The sequence below is a fragment of the Streptomyces sp. NPDC006476 genome (assembly GCF_040612015.1).
Lineage (GTDB): Bacteria > Actinomycetota > Actinomycetes > Streptomycetales > Streptomycetaceae > Streptomyces > Streptomyces griseorubiginosus_B.
Genome location: NZ_JBEXPK010000002.1, coordinates 104,696 through 129,439, shown reverse-complemented (window position 1 = coordinate 129,439; position 24,744 = coordinate 104,696). Strand labels below are relative to the sequence as shown.

At 70.6% G+C, this 24,744-nt stretch carries 22 protein-coding genes and 2 pseudogenes; 19 read left to right on the top strand and 5 right to left on the bottom strand.

Annotated features, from left to right (window positions below; all coding sequences use genetic code 11):
* Positions 1-16 precede the first annotated feature (16 nt).
* Both ABZZ74_RS02685 and ABZZ74_RS02680 read right to left on the bottom strand, forming a co-directional pair.
* A complete protein-coding gene (locus ABZZ74_RS02685; RefSeq protein ID WP_133048174.1) occupies positions 17-784 on the bottom strand; it encodes a DeoR/GlpR family DNA-binding transcription regulator in 768 nt (255 codons plus the stop codon).
* Between the two features lie 300 nt (positions 785-1,084).
* Positions 1,085-1,894, bottom strand: coding sequence for an NAD(P)-dependent oxidoreductase (locus tag ABZZ74_RS02680; protein ID WP_356761278.1), 810 nt, complete (start codon positions 1,892-1,894; stop codon positions 1,085-1,087).
* Between the two features lie 220 nt (positions 1,895-2,114).
* Here ABZZ74_RS02680 and ABZZ74_RS02675 point away from each other — a divergent pair, with 220 nt between their 5' ends.
* Positions 2,115-3,056, top strand: coding sequence for a 5-dehydro-4-deoxyglucarate dehydratase (locus ABZZ74_RS02675; protein ID WP_356761276.1), 942 nt, complete (start codon positions 2,115-2,117; stop codon positions 3,054-3,056).
* The gene (locus ABZZ74_RS02670) at positions 3,053-4,216 is read left to right on the top strand and encodes a hypothetical protein (protein ID WP_356761274.1); all 1,164 of its coding nucleotides are present in this window, start codon (positions 3,053-3,055) and stop codon (positions 4,214-4,216) included. Before ABZZ74_RS02675 ends, ABZZ74_RS02670 begins: the two co-directional genes overlap by 4 nt.
* A 469-nt stretch (positions 4,217-4,685) precedes the next feature.
* Here ABZZ74_RS02670 and ABZZ74_RS02665 read toward each other — a convergent pair whose 3' ends face one another.
* Entirely contained in the window at positions 4,686-5,921 is a 1,236-nt protein-coding gene (locus tag ABZZ74_RS02665; RefSeq protein WP_356761272.1) for an MFS transporter, read from the bottom strand.
* A gap of 134 nt (positions 5,922-6,055) precedes the next feature.
* Between ABZZ74_RS02665 and ABZZ74_RS02660 the strand changes: the two genes are divergently transcribed.
* The 16 genes from ABZZ74_RS02660 to ABZZ74_RS02585 all read left to right on the top strand — a co-directional run bounded on the left by ABZZ74_RS02660 (position 6,056) and on the right by ABZZ74_RS02585 (position 21,916).
* A complete protein-coding gene (locus tag ABZZ74_RS02660; protein WP_356761271.1) occupies positions 6,056-6,463 on the top strand; it encodes a DUF6010 family protein in 408 nt (135 codons plus the stop codon).
* 58 nt (positions 6,464-6,521) lie between these two features.
* On the top strand, positions 6,522-7,109 hold the full coding sequence (locus ABZZ74_RS02655) for a TIGR03086 family metal-binding protein (RefSeq protein ID WP_356761269.1): 588 nt from the start codon (positions 6,522-6,524) through the stop codon (positions 7,107-7,109).
* A gap of 153 nt (positions 7,110-7,262) precedes the next feature.
* Positions 7,263-7,919 carry a GntR family transcriptional regulator gene (locus tag ABZZ74_RS02650; RefSeq protein ID WP_356761267.1) on the top strand — a complete coding sequence of 219 codons (657 nt, stop codon included), beginning with the start codon at positions 7,263-7,265 and terminating at the stop codon, positions 7,917-7,919.
* A complete protein-coding gene (locus ABZZ74_RS02645; protein ID WP_356761265.1) occupies positions 7,916-8,827 on the top strand; it encodes a dihydrodipicolinate synthase family protein in 912 nt (303 codons plus the stop codon). Before ABZZ74_RS02650 ends, ABZZ74_RS02645 begins: the two co-directional genes overlap by 4 nt.
* Complete coding sequence (gene araD / locus ABZZ74_RS02640; RefSeq protein WP_356761263.1) at positions 8,824-10,560, top strand: L-arabinonate dehydratase; 1,737 nt, start codon at positions 8,824-8,826, stop codon at positions 10,558-10,560. Before ABZZ74_RS02645 ends, araD begins: the two co-directional genes overlap by 4 nt.
* 199 nt (positions 10,561-10,759) lie before the next feature.
* On the top strand, positions 10,760-11,695 hold the full coding sequence (locus tag ABZZ74_RS02635; RefSeq protein ID WP_356761262.1) for a sugar ABC transporter permease: 936 nt from the start codon (positions 10,760-10,762) through the stop codon (positions 11,693-11,695).
* 8 nt (positions 11,696-11,703) lie between these two features.
* Entirely contained in the window at positions 11,704-12,576 is an 873-nt protein-coding gene (locus ABZZ74_RS02630) for a carbohydrate ABC transporter permease (protein ID WP_356761701.1), read from the top strand.
* A 43-nt stretch (positions 12,577-12,619) separates the two neighbouring features.
* On the top strand, positions 12,620-13,777 hold the full coding sequence (locus tag ABZZ74_RS02625) for a Gfo/Idh/MocA family oxidoreductase (protein ID WP_356761260.1): 1,158 nt from the start codon (positions 12,620-12,622) through the stop codon (positions 13,775-13,777).
* Positions 13,774-14,619 (top strand): PmoA family protein, encoded by an 846-nt coding sequence (locus tag ABZZ74_RS02620; RefSeq protein WP_356761259.1) that lies wholly within the window; start codon positions 13,774-13,776, stop codon positions 14,617-14,619. The genes ABZZ74_RS02625 and ABZZ74_RS02620 overlap by 4 nt, the downstream gene beginning before the upstream one ends.
* Entirely contained in the window at positions 14,616-14,747 is a 132-nt protein-coding gene (locus ABZZ74_RS02615; RefSeq protein WP_356761722.1) for a hypothetical protein, read from the top strand. Before ABZZ74_RS02620 ends, ABZZ74_RS02615 begins: the two co-directional genes overlap by 4 nt.
* 122 nt (positions 14,748-14,869) lie before the next feature.
* Positions 14,870-16,213: a sugar ABC transporter substrate-binding protein gene (locus ABZZ74_RS02610; RefSeq protein ID WP_356761258.1), complete on the top strand. Its 1,344-nt coding sequence runs from the start codon at positions 14,870-14,872 to the stop codon at positions 16,211-16,213.
* Between the two features lie 201 nt (positions 16,214-16,414).
* Positions 16,415-17,686 carry a pectate lyase gene (locus tag ABZZ74_RS02605; RefSeq protein WP_356761257.1) on the top strand — a complete coding sequence of 424 codons (1,272 nt, stop codon included), beginning with the start codon at positions 16,415-16,417 and terminating at the stop codon, positions 17,684-17,686.
* A gap of 70 nt (positions 17,687-17,756) precedes the next feature.
* Positions 17,757-18,902, top strand: coding sequence for a pectinesterase family protein (locus ABZZ74_RS02600; protein ID WP_356761256.1), 1,146 nt, complete (start codon positions 17,757-17,759; stop codon positions 18,900-18,902).
* 1 nt (position 18,903) lies between these two features.
* Positions 18,904-19,920, top strand: a complete 1,017-nt coding sequence (locus tag ABZZ74_RS02595) for a pectinesterase family protein (RefSeq protein ID WP_356761254.1) — start codon at positions 18,904-18,906, stop codon at positions 19,918-19,920.
* A 46-nt stretch (positions 19,921-19,966) separates the two neighbouring features.
* The gene (locus ABZZ74_RS02590) at positions 19,967-21,079 is read left to right on the top strand and encodes a chondroitinase-B domain-containing protein (protein WP_356761253.1); all 1,113 of its coding nucleotides are present in this window, start codon (positions 19,967-19,969) and stop codon (positions 21,077-21,079) included.
* A 39-nt stretch (positions 21,080-21,118) separates the two neighbouring features.
* Complete coding sequence (locus ABZZ74_RS02585) at positions 21,119-21,916, top strand: HAD family acid phosphatase (protein WP_356761252.1); 798 nt, start codon at positions 21,119-21,121, stop codon at positions 21,914-21,916.
* On the opposite strand, the gene ABZZ74_RS02580 is transcribed toward ABZZ74_RS02585, so the two are convergent.
* Complete coding sequence (locus ABZZ74_RS02580) at positions 21,909-24,005, bottom strand: family 43 glycosylhydrolase (RefSeq protein WP_356761251.1); 2,097 nt, start codon at positions 24,003-24,005, stop codon at positions 21,909-21,911. The genes ABZZ74_RS02585 and ABZZ74_RS02580 overlap by 8 nt on opposite strands.
* Positions 24,006-24,082: 77 nt before the next feature.
* On the opposite strand from ABZZ74_RS02580, the pseudogene ABZZ74_RS02575 reads away from it, so the two are divergent.
* A pseudogene (locus ABZZ74_RS02575) lies at positions 24,083-24,220 on the top strand (pectate lyase); the annotation flags it as partial.
* Between the two features lie 97 nt (positions 24,221-24,317).
* On the opposite strand, the pseudogene ABZZ74_RS02570 reads toward ABZZ74_RS02575, so the two are convergent.
* Positions 24,318-24,572 (bottom strand): annotated as a pseudogene (locus tag ABZZ74_RS02570) (polysaccharide lyase family protein); the annotation flags it as partial.
* Positions 24,573-24,744 lie beyond the last annotated feature (172 nt).

The window sequence follows — 24,744 nt, the reverse complement described above, 5'->3', positions numbered from 1 at the left end:
AAGCCGGCCCGCTGAATCAGACCCGCACGACCTGTGGTCCCAGCAGCGAGTACCGATGGGCCTCCGCCGACGGCAGCAGCGTGCTGGTGACGATGGCCTCCAGTGCGCCGATCTCCGCGAACCGGCAGAAGCTGACCGCCCCGAACTTGGTGTGCACACCCGCGAACACGGTGCGCCGCGCGGCCCGGATCGCCTGTGCCTTGACCTCGCTGACGGCGGGGTCGGGCGTGGTCAGACCGTGCTCGCGGGAGATGCCGTTGGCGCCGATGTAGGCGAGGTCGAGGACGAAACCGGCCAGCATCTTCGTCGTCCAGTGGTCGACGGTGGCCAGGGTGCCGGGACGGACGCGGCCGCCGAGCAGCAGCACGGAGATGTTGTCCGCCTCGGCGAGGGTGCCCGCGACGGGCAGGGACGCGGTGACCACGGTCAGCGGTCGGTCCCCGGGCAGGGCCTCGGCGATGAGCTGCGGGGTGAAGCCCTCGTCGACGAACACTGTCTCGGCGTCCCCGAGCAACTCGGCCGCTGCGGTGGCGATGCGGCGCTTCTCCGGGACGTGGCTGGTGGCGCGGAAGGCGAGGGTCGTCTCGAAGCCGGCGCTCTCCACGGGGTAGGCGCCGCCGTGGGTGCGGCGGACCAGGCCGTGGTCCTCCAGGGCGCGGAGGTCTCGGCGGACGGTCTCCTTGGCCACGCCCAGCGCGGCGGCGAGTTCGGTGACGTCCACCGAGCCTTTGGCTCGCGCTGTTTTCACGATGTGCCGCTGGCGGTCCTCCGCGGTGCCGGTCATTTGTCACCCGCCTTTGCTGCGCCGTTGCCCGTTCGGGCCGATGGGGGAAGTTCTACAGCGGGTGGGCGGGGGTGACCAGGTCTGTTACTGGAGGGATCGTGCCTGTGTGTGCCCGTTCGGGCGGCCGTCGCCTACGAACTCGGGTGCGGCGGTGGTGTGCGGGTGCGGGCTCGTTGTGGCTGGTCGCGCAGTTCCCCGCGCCCTGGGGGTGGGCGCTCGCGCGTCACCCCCAGGGGTCACCGCATGCCCGAATATGGCGGCGGGCGGGCCCGTTCGGTGCCCGCCCGGTGTGCAAGTCGGTCAGTACGGCCAGATCGGTGGGTCGCTGACGAAGGCGCCGCCCAGGTAGTCGTGCGCGATGTTGCCCGGTTCCAGTTCGCCCTGTTCGGCGATCAGCTTCTCCGCGTACTGCTCGGAGTCGTCCTGCGGTTCGTAGCCGAGGGCCCGGGCGGTGGACAGGTCCCACCACAGGCGGGTGTTGGCGGAGGAGCCGTAGACGACCGTGTGGCCCACGTTCTCGGCGGTGAGGGCCGCGTGGAAGAGGCGGGCGCCGTCCGGCGGGCTCATCCAGACCGACAGCATGCGCACGCTGGTCGGCTCCGGGAAGCAGGAGCCGATGCGCACCGACACGGTCTCCAGGCCGTGCCTGTCCCAGTAGAGCTGGGCGAGGTCCTCGCCGAAGGACTTGGACAGGCCGTAGAAGGTGTCGGGACGGCGCGGCGTGTCGATCGGGATCAGGGGGTCGTCGCCCTGGGGCCGCGGAGTGAAGCCGACCGCGTGGTTGGAGGAGGCGAAGACGATCCGGCCCACTCCCTCCTCGCGCGCGGCCTCGTACAGGTTGTACGTGCCCTCGATGTTCGCCTTGAGGATCTTCTCGAAGGGGGCTTCCAGCGAGATGCCCGCGAGGTGGAGGATCGCGTCGACGCCCCGTACGGCCTCACGCAGGGCCTTCCGGTCGGCGAGGTCGGCGGTGATCGCGTCCGGGTCGCCCTCGATCGGACGGATGTCGAGGAGGCGCAGCTCGTAGTCGAAGGCGGGCAGCAGGTTCCGCATCAGGGTGCCGAGCCCGCCGGCGGCGCCGGTGAGCAGAACGGTGCGGGGGGCTGGCATCCTCGCTTCTCCTTCGGTCGGCGGGGTCGCGTGTATGCACGATATTCACATGCGTGGACACGCTAGGGATCCGGGGCAGGACCCGTCAAGTGTCCCACGGAGGCCGGAAATCTGCTGGTACGAGGCCGTAGGCGCGCTTGACCGGCCAGGATGGGGCACTTTAGCGTGGTGTCGTTCAGAGATGTAGACGCCGATCATAAACATGTAACCGGGAGAGTCCGTGACGCCTGCCCCCCTCGCCGCTCGGCTCAGTAACCCCAGCGGGCCGCTGTTCTTCCCCGTCACCGCCTACGGACCGGACGGCTCGGTCGACCTCGAGGTCTACCGAGCCCATGTCCGCCGCGGGGTGGAGAACGGGGCCGCCGCGGTCTTCGCGTGCTGCGGCACCGGCGAGTTCCACGCGCTCACCCCCGAGGAGTTCGAGGCGTGCGTCCGGGCGGCCGTCGAGGCGACCGGGGGACGGGTGCCGGTCGTCGCCGGCGCGGGCTATGGCACCGCGCTCGCCGTGCGGTACGCGCGCGTGGCCGAGGCCGCCGGCGCGGACGGGCTGCTCGCCATGCCGCCCTACCTCGTGGTCGCCGGGCAGGAGGGGCTGCTGCGGCACTACCGGGAGGTGGCCGCCGCGACCGCGCTGCCCGTGATCGTCTACCAGCGCGACAACGCCGTGTTCACCCCGGAGACCGTCGTCGCGCTCGCCCGTACGGACGGGATCATCGGCTTCAAGGACGGCCTCGGCGACCTCGACCTCATGCAGCGCATCGTCAGCGCCGTCCGCACCGAGGTCCCCGGCGACTTCCTCTACTTCAACGGCCTGCCCACCGCCGAGCAGACCCAGCTCGCCTACCGCGCCATCGGCGTCCCGCTCTACTCCTCGGCCGTCTTCTGCTTCGTCCCGGAGATCGCCCTCGCCTTCCACGAGGCGCTCAGGACCGGCGACGAGAGCACCGCGAACCGTCTCCTGGACGGCTTCTACCGGCCGTTCGTCGAACTCCGGGCCCAGGGCCGCGGCTACGCCGTCTCCCTGGTCAAGGCGGGCGTACGGCTGCGCGGGCTGGACGTGGGGGAGGTCCGCTCCCCGCTGCACGAACCCACCGAGGACCATGTGAAGCAGCTCGCCGAGCTGATCGACCGCGGGTACGCGCTGCTGGAGGACGGCAAGTGAAGGCGTCGACATTCGTCTACCCCTGGGACGTCAACGGGGACCCGGAGGCCGCCGGCCGAATCGCCGCGCTCGGCGTGGAACAGGTGACGCTGGCCGCCGCCTACCACTCCACGCGCGCGCTCACCCCCCGCCACCCGCGCCACCGCATCGTCACCGCCGGGCACGCGGCGGTGCTGTACCCGGCCGGCGACCGCTGGGAGGGGCGGGAGCTGCGCCCGTACGCGGCCGGCGACTGGGCGCCCGGTGACGCCTACGGCGAGGCCGCGAAGTCCCTCGCGGAGGCCGGCCTGGAGGTGCACACCTGGGTCGTCCTCGCGCACAACTCCCGCCTGGGCGCCGAGCATCCGGACACCTCCGTCGTCAACGCCTACGGCGACCGCTACCCCTGGGCCCCGTGCATCGCCCAGCCCGCCACGCGCGCGTACCTCGTGGACCTCGCCGCCGAGGCGGCCGCCCGGCCCGGCGCGCGCGGCACCGAGCTGGAGTCGCTGGGCTGGTACGGCCTGCAGCACCTGCACGCCCACGACAAGACCGGCGGCGTCGGCCTCGGGGACGCCGGCCACTACCTGATGGCGCTCTGCTTCTGTCCCGTCTGCCGGGAGGGGTACGGCGAACAGGGCCTGGACGCCGACGAGTTGGCGGCCGCCGTACGGGACGTGCTGGAGCCGCTGTGGCAGGGGGCGCCCGACGACGGAGGCTGGGCCGGGGTCGAGAAGCTGCTCGGCGAGACGAAGGCGGCCGCCACGCGCGCGTGGCGCGACGACACCGCCCGCACCCTCCAGGAGACGGCGGTCCGCGCGGTGCGCGAGGCGGCCCCCGACGGCTTCCAGGTGCTGCTGCACGCCGACCCGGTCACCTATCACGTGGGCGCCAACGCGGGCGTGGACCCCGAGCACATCCTGTCCGTCGCCGACGGCGTGGTCGTACCCTGCGCGGGCGGTACGGCCCTGCTCGCGCCGTTCGCCGAGCAGGGCCGGGAGGGAGCCGTGGTCGCGGCCAACTTCCCCGTGGTCGCCGGGATGGGCGGCAGCCCCGGCACCCTGGCCGCCGACATGGCGAAGGCCCGTGACCGGGGAGCCACCGAAGTACGGCTGTACCACGCCGGATTGGCGTCGGACGGTGACCTGGAGACGATGCGGTCGGCGCTGGCACGGCGCTGAGGGGGGCGGTGCCGTCGGCGGCGTGAACGGGCGCTGCAGCCGGGCTCTCGCAGCGGTCGAGCCGGCTCACGGACGCGGCACGCCGGTGTGACCAGCCTGACTTTCAACTGGCCCTGTATCGATTCGGGTTGCTCTCGGACGGGGGCTCGGCGGTGGTGCGGTCGGCGTTTGCCGGAGGGCGCTGGAGGGGGTGGGGCCGCCGGGTCGTGAGTGGCGTTGTAGCCGGGTGGTGTGGCGGCGCGGTGGCCGTGCTGCCGGGCGGGTTCGGCGCGTCGGTGTGGGTGACCGGCCTGACTGACAAGGGGCCCGAGTCCAACCGGGTTGGCGTCGGACGGGGGCGCTGAGGGGGTGGGGCCGCCGGACCGTTATTGGCGTTGTCGCCGCGTGGTGTGGCCGCGCGGTGGCCGAGCTGCCGGGCGGATTCGGCGCGTCGGTGTGGGTGACCGGCCTGACTGACAACGGGCCTGCATCAGACCGGGTTGGCGTCGGACTGGGACTCGGCGATGGTGCGGTCGGTGCTCGTCGGGTGCTGGAGCAGCGGGGCCGCCGTCAGCAGCAGAGCGGCGCCGAGGGCGGCCGACACCAGTCGGTAGTCGGCGAGTTCCACCAGCGCCGCGCCGAGGGCCAGGCCGAGCACGTTCGGCGTGAACATCAGCGTGCCCGCCGTGGCGGCCGTACGGCCGAGCAGTGCGTCCGGCGTCTCGCGCTGCACGGCGGTCGTCGCGGCGATCAGTACACAGGGCAGGCCCGCGCCGATCCCCGCGCCGCACACCAGGGTCAGCGGGTCCGAGGGCAGGGCCCGCAGCGCCACGGCGACCGCCGTGAGGCCGATGCCGCACGCCGCGAACCGGCGGCCGCCGAGCAGCCGCAGCCCGGTGCCCGACAGCAGCCCTACCGCCACCGAGCCGGTGCCCTGGACGGCGTACAGGACACCGGCGTAGGCGGGGGAGTGGCCGAGGCCGGCGATCACGGCGTAGATCAGCGCTCCGTTGAGTCCCGCGAAGAGCATCGTGGTGCCGCCGGCGACGACCAGGGGGCGCAGCCGCGGGTGCCCCCACAGGAAACGGGTGCCCTCCGCGGCCCGCGCCCACCAGCCGTGCGTGGGCGGGCCGGGTTTCTCCTCGCGGACGCGCAGCAATGCGTAGACCCCCGCGGCCAGCACGAACGTCCCTGCGTCCAACAGGGCCACGCTCGCGCCGCCGTACGCCGCGTACAGACCGGCGCCCGCGAGCGGCGCCACCAGCTTCATGCCCTCGGTGGCGGTCATGCGCAGTCCGTTGAAGTCGCCGAGCAGGGCGGGGTCGACGGCGGCGGCGACCAGGGCGGACTCGGCCGCGTCATGGACGACGCCGGCGGCGCCGTACACGAACAGGACCGCGTACACCGGCCAGGGTCCGCTCGTGGAGTCGACGGTGAGCAGGACCGGCAACAGGGCCGCCATCAGCAGGTTCACGCCGATCAGCAGGGGTTTGCGGCGGACGCGGTCGGCGAGTGTGCCGAGCGCCGGGCCGGCCAGGGTCGGCGCCCACATGGCGAGCAGGCACAGCGCGGCCAGCCCGTCCGATCCGGTGAGATCCCTGACCCACACCCCGGCCGCCAGCCACAGCGCCGAGGTCCCGAACCCGGAGACCACGACCCCGGTCAGATACAGCCGCGCGTCATGGTCGCCGAGGACCCGTGTCACCGCCCATGTCGATGTCGTCATGACTGGCCATCGTGGGTCTAAGGCCCCGGGAGAGGCATGGGGCAAGTGCCTTATCGCGCGGCGGCGGAAACCCGTCGGAACCTGTCGGCAATGCCCATGGGACCCGTCTCGCTCCGCCCCTACCGTCGAGGTCCATGAGTTATGTCGCCCCGATCTTCATCGGCATCGTCTACGTCCTGTTGATGTGCCTGGTCCGCGAACCGCACCGGCGCCGGCTCAACGCGCTCATGGTCGCCGGGGCGGGTGCCGCCTATCTCAGCGGCGGAGGGCTCGGTGGCTGGGAGTTCGCGTTCACGGCGCTCAGCACCTCTGTCGCCTACCGCGGACTCGACTCCTGGACGTTCGTCGGCGTCGGCTGGCTGCTGCACACCGTCTGGGACGTCGTGCACCACCTCAAGGGCCACCCGATCATCCCGTTCGCCCACAGCTCCTCGCTGGGCTGCGCGATCTGCGATCCCGTGATCGCTGTGTGGTGCCTGGGCGGGGGCCGGACGCCCGCCGAGTGGATCCGTACGACGAAGACGGCGCCCGGCGTGCGATGAGTTTCCGCGGGACGGGCGGTCCACCCCTCAGGACCCGGAAACCGTGAGGAGCAGGTGGATGACTGACACGACCCTCGACCTCGGACCGCAGACGCGGGTGATCGGGCGGCTGGCGGACGGTGTGCGCGAGGAGCAGCTGGCGGCGCGGACGCCCTGTCCCGACTGCTCGGTACGCACCCTGCTGGGCCATGTGCTCGGCCTGTCCGTGGCCTTCCGGGACGCCGCCCGCAAGGACCTGGGCGCCCTGACCGACAGCGCCCCGGACGTCACCGCCTCGGACCCGGGCCCCGACTGGCGCGGGGAGCTGCCGAAGGCCCTCGACGAACTCGCCGAGGCCTGGCGCGACCCGGCCGCCTGGACCGGCATGACCCGGGCCGGCGGCGTGGACCTCCCCGGAGCGGTCGCCGCCGCCGTCGCCGTCGACGAACTGGTCATCCACGGCTGGGACCTGGCCCGTGCCACCGGCCTGCCCTACGCCCCGGACCCCGCCGCGCTCCAGGTCTCCCACGACTTCCTGTACGCGGCGGCCGCCGACCCCAGCCGGGGCGGCGGCATCTTCGGCCCCGTCGTGCCCGTCCCGGACGACGCGCCGCTGCTCGACCGGGCGGTGGGGCTCAGCGGACGGAACCCGGGCTGGACGCCGTAGCCCGCCCTCTGTCAGAGGCATTTCTGTCCGAAGCATTGACGAACCCGGCGCCTCCTCCTACCTTCAACGCGTCGTACTTCGTACGTCATATATGAGACGCGATACGCGAGATCAGATACCCGAGATCTGATACGCGACTTCCGAGAGGCGCGCATGACCTCTGTGCCCACGCCGATCCCCTCCCGCACGCAGTTCGTGCTGGAGGAGATCAAACGCCGCATCCTCACCGGGCGTCTGACGCCGGGTCAGGCCCTGGTGGAGACCGAACTCGCCGCACAGTTCGGGGTGTCCAAGACCCCGGTGCGGGAGGCGCTCAAGACTCTGGCCGGGACCGGACTGGTCGTGATGAGCCAGTACAAGGGCGTCACGGTGCGCATGGTGGACGCGGACATGGCGCGCGAGGTCTACGACGTACGACTGCTCCTCGAACCCGAGGCGCTCAAACGGGCCGTGCGCCGGGGAGCCTCCCTCGACGCCGCGCGGGACGCGCTGACACGCGCCGACGACGCCACCGACACCGCCGAACGGTCCCTGGCCAACCGGGAGTTCCACCGCGCCCTGTATCTGCCGTGCGGCAACCCGCTGCTCGGCCGGATGCTCGACGAGGTCCGCGACCAGGCCGCCCTCGTCTCGGCCGTGGCCTGGGCCGCCTCGCCCTCCTGGGAGCGGGAGGCCGGCGAGCACCGGGAGATCCTTCGGCTCGCCCTCGCCGGTGACGCGGACGGTGCCGCGCGGGCCCTCCACGAGCACATCGCGTCCTTCGTGCGGCGAGCGTTCCCCCAGGCGACGGAAGAGGAAGGGCAGGCATGAGCAGCGTGACGTTCGAGACCGAGCGGGCGGCCCTGGCCGACGTGGTGGCGATCCCGGTGACCCCGTTCGCCGAGGACGACTCCGTCGACCAGGAGGCCCACCGGGCCCTGCTGCGTCGGCTGCTGGAGGGCGGGGTGCGGATCCTCACCCCGAACGGCAACACCGGCGAGTTCTACACCCTCACCCCCGAAGAGCGCCGCCTGGTCACCGAGTTGACCGTCGAGGAGGGCGGTGACCGGGCCGCGATCCTCGTCGGCGTCGGCCACGACGTCCCCACCGCCGTCGCCTCCGCCCGCCACGCCCGGGAGCTGGGCGCCCGGATGGTCATGGTCCACCAGCCCGTCCACCCGTACGTCTCCCAGGCCGGCTGGGTCGACTACCACCGCGCCATCGCCGCGGCCGTCCCCGAGCTGGGCGTCGTCCCCTACATCCGCAACGCGCAGCTGTCCGGCTTCCGCCTCGCCGAGCTCGCCGACGACTGCCCGAACGTCATCGGCGTCAAGTACGCCGTGCCGGACGCCGCCAGGTTCGCCGCCTTCGCGCGGGACGCGGGGCTCGACCGGTTCGTGTGGGTGGCGGGGCTCGCGGAGCCGTACGCGCCCTCGTACTTCTCGGCGGGCGCCACCGGCTTCACCTCCGGCCTGGTGAACGTCGCCCCGTCCGTTTCGCTGAACATGATTGAAGCGCTTCGATCCGGTGACTACCCGGCCGCCATGAAGGTCTGGGAGCAGATCCGCCGCTTCGAGGAACTGCGCGCGGCCCACGGTTCCGCCAACAACGTCACCGTCGTCAAGGAGGCCCTGGCCGCCCTCGGTCTGTGCCGTCGGAACGTCCGCCCGCCGAGCCGCACGCTCCCGGAGGACGAGCGCGCCGAGGTCGCCGCGATCGCCGCGGGGTGGTCGATATGACCGGCAGAGCGCGCCTGAGCCCGGAGGACCTGCGCAGCCACCAGTGGTACGGAACCGAGGGCCAGTTGCGCACCTGGTCGCACAACGCCCGAATGCGCCAGCTCGGTTACGAGGCGGAGGAGTACCGGGGCCGCCCGGTGATCGCCGTCCTCAACACCTGGTCGGACATCAACCCCTGCCATGTCCATCTGCGCGAGCGGGCCGAGGCGGTCAAGCGGGGCGTGTGGCAGGCCGGCGGGTTCCCGCTGGAGTTCCCGGTGGCCACGCTCTCCGAGACGTACCAGAAGCCGACGCCGATGCTCTACCGCAACCTGCTCGCGATGGAGACGGAGGAGCTGCTCCGCTCCTACCCGATCGACGCGGCGGTCCTGCTCGGCGGCTGCGACAAGTCGACACCCGCGCTGCTCATGGGCGCCGCCTCCGCCGACGTGCCGTCGCTCTTCGTGCCCGCGGGTCCGATGCTGCCCGGGCACTGGCGCGGCGAGACCCTCGGCTCCGGCACCGACATGTGGAAGTACTGGGACGAGCACCGCGCCGGCAATCTGAGCGACTGCGAACTGCGGGAGCTGCAGGGCGGGTTGGCGCGTTCGCCCGGTCACTGCATGACCATGGGGACCGCGTCGACGATGACCGCGGCGGCGGAGGCCCTCGGCATGACGCTGCCGGGCGCCTCCTCCATCCCGGCCGTCGACTCCGGGCACGAGCGGATGGCCGCAGCGTCCGGACGCCGGGCCGTGGAGCTCGCCTGGACGGGGCTGAAGCCGTCGGAGATCCTCACCCGCGACGCCTTCGAGGACGCCGTCACCACGGTGCTCGGACTCGGCGGCTCCACCAACGCCGTCATCCACCTGATCGCGATGGCCGGACGCTGCCAAGTGCCGCTCACCCTGGACGACTTCGACCGCATCGCCCGGACCGTGCCGGTGCTGGCGAACGTCCGGCCCGGCGGACGGACATACCTCATGGAGGACTTCTACTTCGCCGGCGGTCTGCCCGCCTTCCTCTCCCGGATCACCGACCTGCTGCACCTGGACCGGCCGACGGTCAACGGCACCCTGGGGGAGCAGATCGAGGGCGCCGCCGTCCACGACGACGACGTCATCCGCCCCCGCGAGAACCCGGTCGCCGCCGAGGGCGGGGTCGCCGTCCTGCGCGGCAACCTCTGCCCCGACGGCGCCGTCATCAAGCACATCGCCGCCGAGCCGCACCTGCTCAAGCACACCGGCCCCGCGGTCGTCTTCGACGACTACAAGGCCATGCAACGCACCATCAACGACCCCGGGCTGCACATCACCGCCGACAGCGTGCTGGTGCTGCGGGGCGCCGGACCCAAGGGCGGCCCCGGCATGCCCGAGTACGGCATGCTGCCGATCCCGGACCACCTGCTGAAGCAGGGCGTGCGGGACATGGTCCGGATCTCCGACGCCCGGATGAGCGGCACGAGTTACGGCGCGTGCGCCCTGCACATCGCCCCCGAGTCGTACGTCGGCGGACCGCTGGCCCTGGTCCGCACCGGCGACTCGATCACCCTCGACGTCGAGGCACGTACCCTCCAGCTCAACGTGGACGACGAGGAGCTGGAGCGCCGGAGGGCGGAGTGGACGCCGCCGCCCACCCGGTACGAGCGCGGCTACGGCGCGCTCTACAACGACCAGATCACCCAGGCGAACACGGGCTGCGACTTCGAGTTCCTGGCAAGGCCGGGCAAGGCGCCGGATCCCTACGCCGGTTGACGTCCCCACCCAAGGGGCGCGGGGCCGATCGATGTGCGGCTCCGCCGCGTGGGCGCGACGAGCCCCGTCACACCCGCACCCGCCGTACAACCCCACGAGGCACCCCGAACCGCGAACAGGGGCAGACCTCCGCCTATCGAGAAAGCGCTTCCTACGTCACGCCGCAATAGCAAACCCGCACCGAGAACGGAGACCTGTCATGGCCCAAGCCGCAGCCGTGGCGAAACCGCCCGCGCCACCCCGGCGGCGCCGTGCCTCCGCCACTCCGCGCAGGCTCCCGTACCTGCTGATCGCTCCGGCCGCCCTGCTGATGCTGGGCTTCATCGCCTACCCGGTCCTCAGCGTCTTCTACTACAGCCTGCAGAACTACAACCCCACCAAGCCATGGCGGAACGGCTACGCGGGCTTCGACAACTTCGTCCAGATCTTCACCAAGGACACCCAGTTCTGGGACACGCTGACCTTCAGCGCCAAGTGGGTCGTCGTCGAGGTCGGCCTGCAGCTGCTGTTCGGTCTCGCGCTCGCGCTGATCGTCAACCAGACCTTCGTCGGGCGGGCGTTGGGCCGCGCGCTGGTCTTCTCCCCGTGGGCCGTCTCCGGCGTGCTGACCTCCGCGATCTGGGTGCTGCTCTACAACTCCCAGACCGGCATCACCCGTTACCTCGCCGACGCCGGCATCGGCTCCTACGGCACGAGCTGGCTCTCCGACACCTCGACCGTCTTCCCCGCGGCGGTGGTCGCCGACCTCTGGCGAGGCGTCCCCTTCTTCGCGATCCTCATCCTCGCCGACCTCCAGTCCGTCTCCAAGGACCTCTACGAGGCCGCCGAGGTCGACGGCGCCGGCCGCCTCAAGCAGTTCTGGCACATCACCCTGCCCCACCTGAAGGACGCCATCGTCCTGTCGACGCTGCTGCGCGCGGTGTGGGAGTTCAACAACGTCGACCTGCTCTACACCCTCACCGGCGGCGGGCCGGCGGGCGAGACGACCACCCTCCCGCTCTACATCGCCAACACCAGCGTGGACGCCCACAACTTCGGCTACGCGTCGGCACTGACCACGGTCGCGTTCGTGATTCTGCTCTTCTGCTCGATCGTCTATCTGCGGCTGAGCAAGTTCGGAGGTGGAGAGAAGTGATCACCGAGATCGCGCCCGCGCCCGAGCGGGTCGAGGCCCGGCCGACCCGTCCCCGCGGCAGGCGCCGCGCCTGGGACGAGGTGCCCCGCCGGCACATCTACCTGCCCCTGTCGATCTACCTCCTCTTCACGCTGATCCCCTTCTACTGGATCCTCCTCTTCGCCCTCCGCCCGGCCGGCTCGACCTCTCTCGTGCCCTGGCCCATGACCTTCGACCACTTCGGCAAGGTCTGGAACGAACGGGCGTTCGGCACCTACTTCCAGAACAGCGTCCTCGTCGGCATCTCGACCCTCGTGATGACCACGCTGGTCGCCCTGGCCGGCGGCTACGCACTCGCGCGGTTCGACTTCCGGATCAAGAAGGCGTTCATGCTGGCCCTGCTCTGCACCCAGTTCGTGCCGGGTGCCCTGCTGCTGGTCCCGCTCTTCGAGATCTTCGCCAACCTGCGGATGATCAACTCCCTCGGCAGCGTCATCATCGCCGAGACCGTCTTCCAGCTGCCCCTGTCGATGATCCTCATCAGCGGCTTCATCCGGAACGTGCCCTACTCCCTGGAGGAGGCCGCCTGGGTCGACGGCTGCAACCGCTTCACCGCGTTCCGGATCGTCGTCCTCCCGCTGCTGCGGCCCGGGTTGATCGCCGTCGGCTCCTTCGCCTTCGTGCACGCCTGGAACCACTTCCTGTTCGCCCTGATGTTCCTCTCCGACCAGAGCAAGCAGACCATCCCGGTCGGCCTCAACACCCTGATGAGCGCGGACAGCGTCGACCTCGGCGCGCTCGCCGCCGGCGGCATCATCGCCGCCGTGCCCGTGGTGATCGTCTTCGCGTTCATCCAGAAGTGGCTGATCACGGGGTTCAGTGCCGGGGCGGTGAAGGGATGAGGTCCCGTCCGGCGCCCCCTACCTCCGGCATGGGGAGGCTTCCATGAGCACGGACATCGTCCTCGTGGGCGCGCGCGGCCACGGCCGCCGGCACCTGGACAACATCCGCCGGCTCCAGGACAAGGGGATCGTCCGGCTCGCGGGCATCTGCGAGCTGACCCCGCTGGCCGCCGACGAGATCCCCGAGGGCCTCGGCACGCCCGAGCAGTCGTCGGACCTCGGCGCCCTCCTGGACTCGACCGGCCTGGACTCGACCGGCGCCCGGATCGCGGTGATCTGCACGCCCATCCCCACCCACACCGACCTGGCGCTGACGGCCGCGCGCCGGGGCGTGCACCTGCTCCTCGAGAAGCCGCCCGCGCCCTCGTACGCCGAGTTCCGGCGGATGGCGGACGGGATCGCCGAGGCCGGGGTCGTCTGTCAGATCGGGTTCCAGTCGCTGGGCTCGCACGCCGTGCCGGCGATCCGGGAGATGGTCGCCGAGGGGAGGATCGGCGAACTGGTCGGGGTCGGCGGAGCCGGGGCGTGGGCGCGGGCGGAGGCGTACTACCGGCGGGCGCCCTGGGCCGGCAGGCGGCGCCTGAACGGCGTGGACGTCGTCGACGGCGTGCTGACCAACCCCCTCGCCCACGTGGTCGCCACCGCCCTCGCCCTGAGCGGTTCCTCCCGCGCCGGGGACGTCACCGACATCGAGCTCGAACTGCTGCGCGCCAACGACATCGAGTCCGACGACACCTCCTGCGTCCGGATCGGCACGGCCCAGGGCCGCCCGGTCACCGTCGCCGCGACCCTGTGCGCCGAGCACCCCGACGAGCCGTACGTCCTGGTGCACGGCACCAGCGGGCGGATCACCTTCTGGTACAAGCAGGACCGCGTCCTGCTCCAGCGCGCCGACCACGGCCCCGAGGAGTACGAGTACGGCCGCACCGACCTGCTGGAGAACCTGGTCGACCATCTCACCGACGGCGTCGAGCTGCTGGTCACTCCCGAGTCGACGGGCGCTTTCATGCGGGTCGTTGAAGCGATTCGACAGTCTCCGGACCCGGCCCCGCTGCCGCCGGAGGCCTGGTACCGGATCCCCGACGAGGACCGCAGGGCCGTGACCGGCGTCGACGGCCTGGTCGCCGCGTGCGCCGACACCCTTGCCCTCTACTCCGAGCTCGGCGCCGCCTGGGCGCCGGCGAAAGAGGTGAGCAGATGACGACCAACGACTCCCTGGTCCTGAGCGTCGCGGGCCGCCCGGTCGGCCGGTACGTCACCCGGCCCGAACTGCCCGCCCGGCTCTCCCCGCGCCCCTGTCTGCACCCCGTCACCACCCTGGCCGGCACGGCCGTCACGGAGCTGAGCCCGGCCGACCACACACACCACCTCGGCGTCGGTGTCGCCGTTCCCGACGTCGAGGGGCACAACTTCTGGGGCGGGCGGACGTACGTCCGCGACCGGGGGCCGACCGAGCTGGACAACCACGGCGCCCAGCGCCACACCTCCTTCCAGCTCCGCGACCCCGACGGCTTCGTCGAGGAACTGCGCTGGGTGGCCTCCGGCAGCGAACTGCTGCGTGAGCGCCGGACCGTCGCCGCCAACGTACTCACGGACTCGGCCTGGGCGTTGGACTTCACCTTCTCCCTCACCAACGTGACCTCCGGCCTGCTCTCCATCGGCAGCCCCGCCACCAACGGCCGCCCCGGCGCCGCGTACGGCGGCTTCTTCTGGCGCGCCCGCAAGGAGCGGGACGCCCCGCACGTCTTCACCCCCGACCGCGAGGGAGAGCCGGAGGTCCACGGCACCCGCGCCGACTGGCTGGCCCTCCGCGGCACCGGCTGGACGCTGGTCTTCGCCGGCGCCACGGACGCCGCTCGCCGTGACCCGTGGTTCGTGCGCACCGCCGAATACCCGGGCGTGGGCTCGTCGTTGGCGTCCGAGAAGCGGCTGCCGATCGAGCCGGGTGACACGGTCGTACGGCGGGTGGTGACCGTCGTCGCCGACGGCCGCCTGGGCCGGGGCGAGGCTGCGGCGCTGGTCAGCAAGGCGGTGAGCCAGTGACGACGTACACCATCGGGCCGCAGTGGGGTGCCGACGGGACGGTCCATCTCGTGCACCGGTTCGCCGAGGCGGTCGCCGAGCACGAACGGGACACCGATCACCACAACGTCAGGATCGACCCTCTGTAGCCCACTCCCGCACGCCTGTTGGAGGCCCGATGACGCACCTCCGTAGCAAGCGCTTACTCGCATCGAGGACGACCCCCCGCAACGTCACAACTCCGTTGGATCCAGAAGAAGAGAGCCGACCGATGAAGAGCAGCATCCGCAACCGCAGAAGCAGGCGCGCCGCCGTCGCCGTCGCCCTGGGCTCCGTGCTCGCGCTGACCGCCACCGCCTGCGGCGACAACGGCAGCGGCAGCGCGGGGGACAAGGGCAACGAGGGCTCCGGCAAGGGCGAGATCACCTTCTGGGACAACAACGGCGGTGTCCGCACCGACATCTGGAAGCAGATCATCGCCGACTTCGAGAAAAAGAACCCGGATATCAAGGTCAACTACGTCGGCATTCCCGCCGCCAGCGCCCAGTCCAAGTACGACACCGCCATCCAGGGCGGCGGACTGCCCGACGTCGGAGGTGTGGGCACCGCGATGCTCGCCGAGGTCGCGGCCCAGGGCGCGCTGGAACCGCTGGACAGTCGGCTGGCGAAGAGCTCGCTGCACGGCAAGCTGAGCGAGAAGCTGCTGGACAGCAGCCGGGCCGCCGGGGGCGGCAAGGCGCTCTACCAGATCCCGACCTCCTCCAACAACGGCGTGCTCTGGTACCGCACCGACCTGTTCCAGAAGGCCGGGCTGGACGCGCCGACGACCTGGTCGAAGTTCTACGCGGCCGCCGACAAGCTCACGAACAAGGGCAAGAACCAGTTCGGGTTCACCATCCGGGGCGGCGAGGGGTCCATCGCGCCGGCCCTGGACGCGGCGTACAGCCAGAGCGGTGTCACCTCGTTCTGGAACGGCGACAGGACCACGGTCAACGACCCGAAGGTCGTGGCCGCGCTGGAGAAGTACATCGCGCTGTACAAGAAGGACACACCGTCCGCCGACGTCAACAACGACTTCACCAAGATGGTCGCGCAGTGGGACAGCGGCACGATCGGGATGCTGAGCCACAACCTCGGCTCGTACCAGGACCATCTCAAGGCGCTGGGGGCGGACAAGTTCCGGGGGCTGCCGAACCCGACGCTGGACGACGGCAAGCGGGTGCAGATCTCCAATCCCGTCGACGGGATGAGCGTCTTCAAGTCCAGCAAGAACAAGGCGGCCGCGTGGAAGTTCGTGGAGTTCGCCGTCTCGCACGAGGAGAACTCGAAGTTCAACCAGTCGGCCGGGCAGATTCCGGCGAACACGGAGGCCGCGCAGGACGCGTGGATCCAGAAGGCCGAGCCGACGAAGCTGGCGGCGGAGGCGTTGAACGGCAGTGACACGACGATCGTGCAGTTGCCGTACTACCTGCCGGACTGGAACACCATTTCCAAGGCCGACAACGAGCCGAACTTCCAGAAGGTGCTGCTGGGGAAGATGACGGCGAAGGCGTTTCTGGACTCCTTGGCCGATCAGTTGAACAAGGCTCAGGCGGACTGGAAGAAGAACCACTGAGCTCGGGTGATTTCGGTTGTGGGGGGCTGCGGGTCCGTTGTGGCTGGTCGCGCAGTTCCCCGCGCCCCTGAAGGACGACGCCGACGCCGCCCCGGAGACGGGGTGGGGACCCGGCGATCCCCATCACTTGGCCAACCGCAAGCTGAGGAGAGCCGCACAGTGCGTACACGGATATGTCATGGACGCGTCATTGCGTCGGTCGTGGGCTGCACCGCCCTGGTCCTCGGGGTCACCGGGACCGCCGCCGCCCAGCCCCAGGGACGGGACCTCGGGCGGCAGACGCTCGCCGCCAAGGACGGCTGGGCCTCCTACGGGACCGGCACCACCGGCGGTTCGGCGGCCGACGCCGCACAGGTCCACACCGTCACCGACTGGGCCGGCTTCAAGGCCGCGCTCGCGGCCGGTGGCAGCGCGCCGAAGATCATCAAGGTGAAGGGCACCATCGACGCCGACGGGCCGGGCTGTGCCTCGTTCGAGGCGCCGGGCTACGACTTCGCCACCTATCTGAAGACCTACGACCCGGCCGTCTGGGGCCGCGACAAGAACCTGGACGGCGAGCCCGACGACAGCCCCGAGGGTCTGCGCCGGGCCTCGCAGGCCAACCAGACCGCCTACGTCGAGGCGTTCGTCCCGGCCAACACCACGATCATCGGCATCGGCAAGGACGCCGGCTTCAAGGGCGCCAGCCTGCAGATCAAGGGCGTCGACAACGTGATCATGCGTAATCTGCACCTGGAGAGCCCGCTCGACTGCTTTCCGCAGTGGGACCCCACCGACACCGCCGACGGCAACTGGAACTCCGAGTACGACAGCGCGGTGATCTACGGCTCCACGCATGTCTGGATGGACCACGACACGTTCACCGACGGCGACCACCCGGACAGCACGCTGCCGTACTACTACGGGCGCATCTACGAGCAGCACGACGGCGAACTCGACATCGTCAAGGGCGCCGACTACGTCACCGCCTCCTGGAACGTCTTCGAGGACCACGACAAGACGATCCTGATCGGCAACAGCGACAGCGCGGCGACGGCCGCCGTGGACCGGGGGCACCTGAAGGTCACCTTCCACCACAACCTGTTCGCCGACCTGGTGGAGCGGGCTCCGCGGGTGCGCTTCGGGCAGGTCGACTCGTACAACAACCACTTCGTCGCGGGCGACGGCTACGGCTACAGCTACGGCATCGGCATGGAGTCCCAACTCGTCGCCGAGCACAACGCGTTCTCGCTGCCGGAGGGCGTGCGGGCCGGCTCGATCCTGAAGAAGTGGAAGGAGGCGCCGCTCACCGCCGACGACAACTACGTCAACGGGCGGCCGACCGACCTGATCGCCGTGCACAACGCCCAGGTGCCCGGCGAGATCCTCCAGTCGGGCGCGGGCTGGACGCCGACCCTGCGCACCGAGGTCGATCCGGCCAGGGCGATCCCGGCGATCGTCGACCACTGCGCGGGCGCGGGCGAACTGCGCTGACGCACCCGGCCGGGGTGCCTCGGCGCCCCGGCCACCCCTCCCCAGAGCCGCACAGCGAAGGAGCACCCGCATGCCCTCGCCCCAACTCCCCCTGTCCAGAAGGGGATTCCTCGTCGCCGGTGCCGGGGTCGCCGCCGGTCTCGGCCTCGCCGCCGCGCCCGCGCGAGCCGCCGAGCGAGCGCGCCCCTTCGGCCGGTACGGTTCGCCGCACCGCCGTCTCACCCCGGGGACCCTGTACGTCGACCCGCACGGCCGCGGCGACTTCACCTCCGTCCAGGCCGCCGCTGGGGGTACCTCCCGGGCTTTCGGCACTGGGGGAGGGAGCGGCCGGACGCTGGTCATCGCTCCCGGGACCTACCGGGAGACGGTCCTCCTCGACGTCACCCGCACCGAGGCCACCTGGATCGGCGCCTCCGAGGACCCCCGTGACGTCGTGATCGTCCACGACAACGCCAACGGCACCCCCAAGCCCGGCGGCGGCACCTACGGCACCTCCGGATCGGCCACGACGACCGTGCAGGCCGACGGGTTCACCGCCCGCTGGATCACCTTCGCCAACGACTGGCTGCGCGCCGACCACCCGGACATCACCGGCACCCAGGCGGTCGCCATCAAGGTGCAGGGCGACCGGAGTTCGTTCATCGGCTGCCGTTTCCTCGGCCACCAGGACACCCTGTACGCCGACTCGACGGCGCTCGGCGCCTTCGCCCGTCAGTACTTCGCGCACTGCTACGTCGAGGGCGACGTCGACTTCGTCTTCGGACGGGCGACCGCGGTGTTCGAGCACTGCCACTTCCGCACCCTGAACCGCACCGACCTCGCCGCCGCGCCCTACGGCTTCGTCTTCGCGCCCTCCACGGCGGTCGCCAACCCGCGCGGTTACCTGGTGACCAGGAGCCGGGTGAGCAGTGAGGCCCCGGACGGCTCCTACAAGCTGGCCCGTCCCTGGGTGCCGGGGTCCGACCCCACCGCCCGTCCGATGCTCACCGTCCGCGAGACCTGGCTCGGCCCCGGTATCGACGCGGTGGCCCCCTACACCAACATGTCGGACACCCATCCCTGGCAGGACCAGAGGTTCGCCGAGTACCGGAACACCGGGCCGGGCTCCGTGATCAGCGTCCCCGCGAACCGGCCCCAACTCAGCGCCTCGGAAGCGGAGTCGGCGACCCGGGAGGCCTACCTGGGCGACTGGGCGCCCTGGAAGGAGGGCTGCTGAGATGCGCCGACGCACCCTCCTGGCGGGCATCACCGGCGGCCTGCTCCCCGCAGCCGCCGGACCCGCCCTCGCCGGAGGCCGCCGTATCTTGCACGTCCGCCCCGGGGAGTCGGTCCAGGCGGCCGTCGACCGGGTGGACGGACCCGGCTGGACGATCGTCGTGCACCCGGGGACGTATCGCGAGGTCGTCAACGTCCCTGCGCGGGCAGCCGAGTTGACCGTGCGCGGTGCCGTCCGTGATCCGCGCGCCGCGGTCATCGTCTTCGACCACGCGAACGGCACGAAGAAGCCGGACGGGACCACTTACGGCACCGCGGGCTCGGCCACCTTCACCTCGGCGGCCCCCGGACTGACCGTCCGCGACCTGACCCTGGCCAACGACTGGCTGCGCGCCGACCATCCCGACATCACCGGCACCCAGGCGGTCGCCGCGTACACCCACGGCGACCGCACGCTCTTCGAGAACGTCCGGGTGCTGGCCCACCAGGACACCCTCTTCGTCGACACGACCGCGCTGGACGCCTTCGACCGGCAGTGCTTCCGGCGCTGCTACATCGAGGGCGACGTCGACTTCGTCTTCGGGCGCGCCACCGCGGTGTTCGACCGCTGCCACTTCCACACGCTGGCACGGGACGTCGACTTCACTCCCAAGGGCATGGTCTTCGCCCCCTCCACGGCCCGCGCCAACCCGCACGGCATCCTCGCCGTCCGCTCCCGGATCACCTCCGGTGCCGAGGACGGCGCGTACAAGCTGGCGCGGCCCTGGGTGCCGTCGTACGAGACCACCGCCTGGCCCTCGCTCGTTGTCCGGGACACCTGGATCGGGCCCGGCGTCGACCCGGTCGCCCCTTACACCAACATGCGCGACGCCTACCCCTGGCAGTCCATGCGCTTCAACGAGTACCGGAACACCGGTCCGGGCGCCGTGATCTCCGTTCCCGAGAACCGGCCCCAACTCACCGACTCCGAGGCCCGGTCGCACACCCCGGCGGCCTACCTCGGCGACTGGCGTCCCTGAGACGCCGACCCCGTCCCCCGACAGCACGACGAAAGGACCGCACTCCATGTCTCGTCGTACCGCCCTCACCCTCACCGCCGCTCTCGCGCTCGGCACCGGACTCGGCGTGCTCCCCGGCCAGGCGCAGGCCGCGACCGTGGTCGTCAGCAACTCGACCGATCTGACCAACGCCATCAAGAACGCCAACGCCGGCACCGTCATCCAGGTCCGCGGCGGCACCTACTACCCGACGGCCACCCTGCAGTCCACGGCCAACGGCACCTCCTCGTCGCCGATCACGCTCACCGCGTACGGCTCGGAGACCGTGAGGATCGACGGGTCCTCGCTGCCGTCCGGTTCGTGGATCTTCAAGCTGACCGCCGACTACTGGAACGTCTCCAACCTCACCTTCCAGAACTCCCCGGACAGCGCGGTGGTCTGCCAGTCCTGCACCGGCACCAACTGGAACAACGTCAAGACCATCAACGGCGGCGACTCCGGCTTCACGCTCACCGGGGACGGCACGGTCGGCAACACCGTGAAGAACCTGGACAGTTACGGCAACTACGACGCCGCCGAGCACGGCCAGAACGCCGACGGCGTCGCCATCAAGTTCGGCTCCGGCAGCGGCAACCTGGTCACCGGGGCGCGCCTCTACAACAACTCGGACGACGGGATCGACCTGTGGTCCTTCTCCTCGCCGGTCACCATCGAGCACACCTGGTCCTTCGGCAACGGCGTCAACCGCTGGGGCGACTCCGCCTTCGAGGGCAACGGCAACGGCTTCAAGCTGGGGGGCAACGGGGTGACCGTCGCCCATGTCGTCAACAACTCGGCCGCCTGGGGCAACGCGGGCAACGGGTTCACCGAGAACTCCAACACCGGGGCGATCGTCATCAACCGCACCACCGCCTACGCCAACGGCAAGTGGGGCTACTACTTCGCCACCGGCGGGGCGAAACTCGGCAAGAACCTGGCGGTGAGCAACGGCGGCGGCTCGGTGAGCAAGGGCTCCGCGGTGACCTCGGCCGGCAACAACTGGGACTCGGGGATCTCGACGCCGGCCTTCAAGTCGACGGACGCGTCGAGTTGTTACAACGCCCGCACGTCGGGCGGCTCCCTGCCGGCCACCACGTTCCTGACCACCGGCAGTACGACGATCGGAGCCACGATGAACTGAACGTTGACGGAAGGTCGGTGACGCGCGTAGAAACCTGTCATGCATAAGTCACTGCGTTTCGTGGCCGTCGCCGCCACCTGTGCCCTCGCCGGTGCCGCCCTCTACGGCGCCGGCGCGGCCACGGCCGGTCAGTCCACCGCGAACTCCACGCACGAGCCCTACAACATCGGGCTCCTGGTGAAGGACATCGACACCTACTACGGCACCACGGCGGACGCGGGGGGCGTGTACCAGGCGTCCCCGACCAGCCCGTACGCCACGGACCTGGCGCACATCGACGCCGCCGCCCGCAAGTACATCGACCAGGCGGCCCGCAAGGCGCACCACCGGGGCGAGAAGCCCGCCGTCGTCTTCGACATCGACGACACGCTGCTGCTCAGCCTCGACTACGAGAAGCGCTACAACTACACGTACAACGGCACCACCTGGGCCGACTACGTGAACAAGGCGGACCGCCCGGGCGTGTTCGGCAGCGCCGAGCTGGTCCAGTACGCGGCGAAGAAGGGGGTCGAGGTCTTCTACAACTCCGGTCTCAGCGAGGCGCAGCGTGCGGCCGCCGTCGAGAACCTGAAGAAGATCGGCGCCGACGTGAACCTCGACGCCGCGCACATGTTCCTCAAGGACAAGGCCAACCCGCCGTCCTACCTGAACTCCTGCGCCACCCCCGGCACCTGGACCTGCACGACCGTGCAGTACAAGTCCGGCACGCGCAAGCACATCGAGGACGACCTCGGGTACGAGATCGTCGCCAACTTCGGCGACCAGTACTCCGACCTGGACGGCGGCTACGCCGACCGCACGTACAAGCTGCCGAACCCGACGTACTTCGTCAGCTGAGGCCCTCCAGGGTCGGCACGACCGGCTGAAGGGTACCGTCCGCGGCGAACCACAGCCGGTCGATGGTCGTCTCCCGGTGCATGCCGTCCCCGCCGGGTCTTCCGGGGCCGTTCAGGGCGAACCGGTGGTAGATGACGTACCACTCGTCGGCGCCGGGCACCTTCACCACGGAGTGGTGGCCGGTGCCGAGGATGCCGTACTCGGGGCGCTTGGACAGGATCGTCCCCCGCTCGGTCCACGGGCCGAGCGGGGACGGTCCCGTCGCGTAGGCCACGTGGTAGTCCTCGCTGCGGGTGTCGTCCTCGGACCACATGAAGTAGTACGTGCCCTCGCGCTTGACGACGAAGGAACCCTCACGGAAGTCGCGCGGGGTGATCTCCTCGACTTTCGACGGGTCGTACGAGGTCATGTCGTCGTTCAGCGGCACGACGTACGCGTGCCCGTTGCCCCAGTAGAGATACGACGTCCCGTCGTCGTCGGTGAAGACGGCCGGGTCGATCATCTGGCCGCTGAACCGCCCCTTGGCGACCAGCGGTTCACCGAGTACGTCCGTGAAAGGGCCGGCCGGAGAGTCGGCCACCGCGACGCCGATCTGCTGCTCGGCGCAGAAGTAGAAGTAGTACCTGCCGTCGTGCTCGGCGATCGTGGGCGCCCACGCGTACGAGTCCGCCCAGGAGACGTCCGTCCCCAGTTCGAGAACGACCCCGTGGTCCTCCCAGTGGACCAGGTCCGGCGAGGAGTACGCCCGGAAACTCGTGCTGCCCCAGCCCGGGTTGCCGTCCGTCGTCGGGAAGATCCAGTACCGGCCGTCCAGATGGTGCGCGTCCGGATCGGCGGTCAGACCGGGCAGGACCGGACCGCCGGTGCGGACGGCTTCGACGGTCCAGGTGCGGGTGCTGCCGTCGGCGGCGGTCAGGGTGTACGTCCGCGGGGTGCGGAAGTCGCGGGCCGTACCGGACGCGGGGGTCAGGGCCGCACCCTCGGCCACCGCCAACTCCGGTGCGAGACGGGAGAGATCGGCGTCCGGCTCCATCGGCAGCACGACCTTCGAGGACGCCTCCGTGACGACGGCGTACGCCCGCTGACCCGCCGCCGTCGCGTCCACCACCGACGAGGGAGTGGCGGGGTACGCGGCCAGCAGCCGGTCGTACTCCTCGCGTGTCACCGGAAGTACCGTGCCGTGACGGGGACGTGTGGGCAGCTGGTGGTTGACGGACATCGTCCAGGTGCCGGAGTCGAGGTCGGTGGTCTCGAAGGGGACGTAACCGCGCCCGCCGTACTCGTCGATGAACAGGTACCACTTCTCCTCGGTGTTGGACCGGAAGACCGTGGGCCCCTCACCGTGCTCGATCGACCCGCCGCCGATGCGGTCGCCGACGAAGTCGTACGTGGTCGCGGTCAGGCTCGTCGACTTCTCCGCGGTGATGAACTTCGAGCCGGGTGAGCCGGAGGACGGGTCGCGCTCGTCCTTGGTGAAGCGGTAGTAGGTGTCCCCGTGCCCGATCACCGTCGAGTCGATCACCGAATGGCCGGGGTCGAACCAGATCCGGGGCGCGCCGAAGGTGCGGAAGTCCTTCGTGGTCGCGTACATCATGCGGTTGTGGGTGTCGGCCGTGTGGGCCGGATCGTCGTCGGCGTACAGCTTCGACGCCCAGAAGACGACGTACTCGCCGAGGGAGTCGTCCCAACAGGCCTCCGGTGCCCAGACGTTGCCCGCATGGTCGGGGGCGACCCGCACCAGGCGCCGGTCGGTCCAGTGGACCAGGTCGGTGGACTCCCAGACCATGACCGACGTGCTGCCGTGCCGCTGGACCTCGTCCCAGCTCCCGCTGCTGTCGCCGTACATGCGCAGGTCGGTCGCGATCAGGTAGAACCTGTCGCCCTCGGGGGAGCGGATCACGAACGGATCGCGCAGACCCTTCTCGCCGACGTCGGAGGCGAGAACGGGCCTGCCCTGGTTCAGTTCCCGCCAGTGCAGCGGGTCGTCGCCGCGGCTGAGGGCGTAGCGGATCTGTTCGCCGTCGGCGGTGTCCTCGCCGGTGAAGTAGACGAAGAGGTAGCCGGCGTACTTGGGGTGGTTCACAGGCAATCCTGTCGGAATGTGATTGTTTCTGTTGGGTGCGGTGTGGCTCGATGAGAGTTTCAAGGGATTTCCTGCCCCACGGCAACCTCGGCGTCAGCACACCGGCCTTGAGGTCGACGGACGCGACGAGCGCGTACGGCGCCCGCGAGGCCGACGGCTCCCTCCCCGCGACCACCTTCCTCACCACGGGGCCCACCGCCATCGGCGCGAGCATGAACTGACGCGCCTGGAGACACGGACGCCCCGCCGGTCGTCACCGGCGGGGCGTCCCTTCGCCGACGAGGGGGGCTCTGTCGGCGGCTGCCGGCCGAGGGGGGCTCAGGCCAGCAGGTCAATGCAGTCGAACGAGGTCCCGGCGCTCAGAAACCCTGTGCCGCCCGAACCGCTCACCACGTCGAGCTTCAGTACGTTGTACCGACGTACGTCCGTCTTCCACCCACTGGAAGGGACGCTGAAAGTGAAGGTGTGGTTGTTTCCCCGGTACGAACCCGTGGTGAGAGAGCGCGTCGAGGGCCGTGAGGGCGCTGTGGGAATGGCCGAAACCCAGTCGTTGACGGTGACCCGGGGCCGCCCGCGACGGCGGCGCCGGTGGCGGCCACGCCGGTCGCGGAGGCCCCGAGCACCCGTCTGCGGGTGAGGTGCTTCTTGTCTGCGCTCAAGGGTCGGGATCCCGTCGTGCTCGAATGTCGCTCAGCTGGGTGGAGGGAGCCTTGCGCTTCCTGGTTGCCGCAGCGGAGGAAAAGGG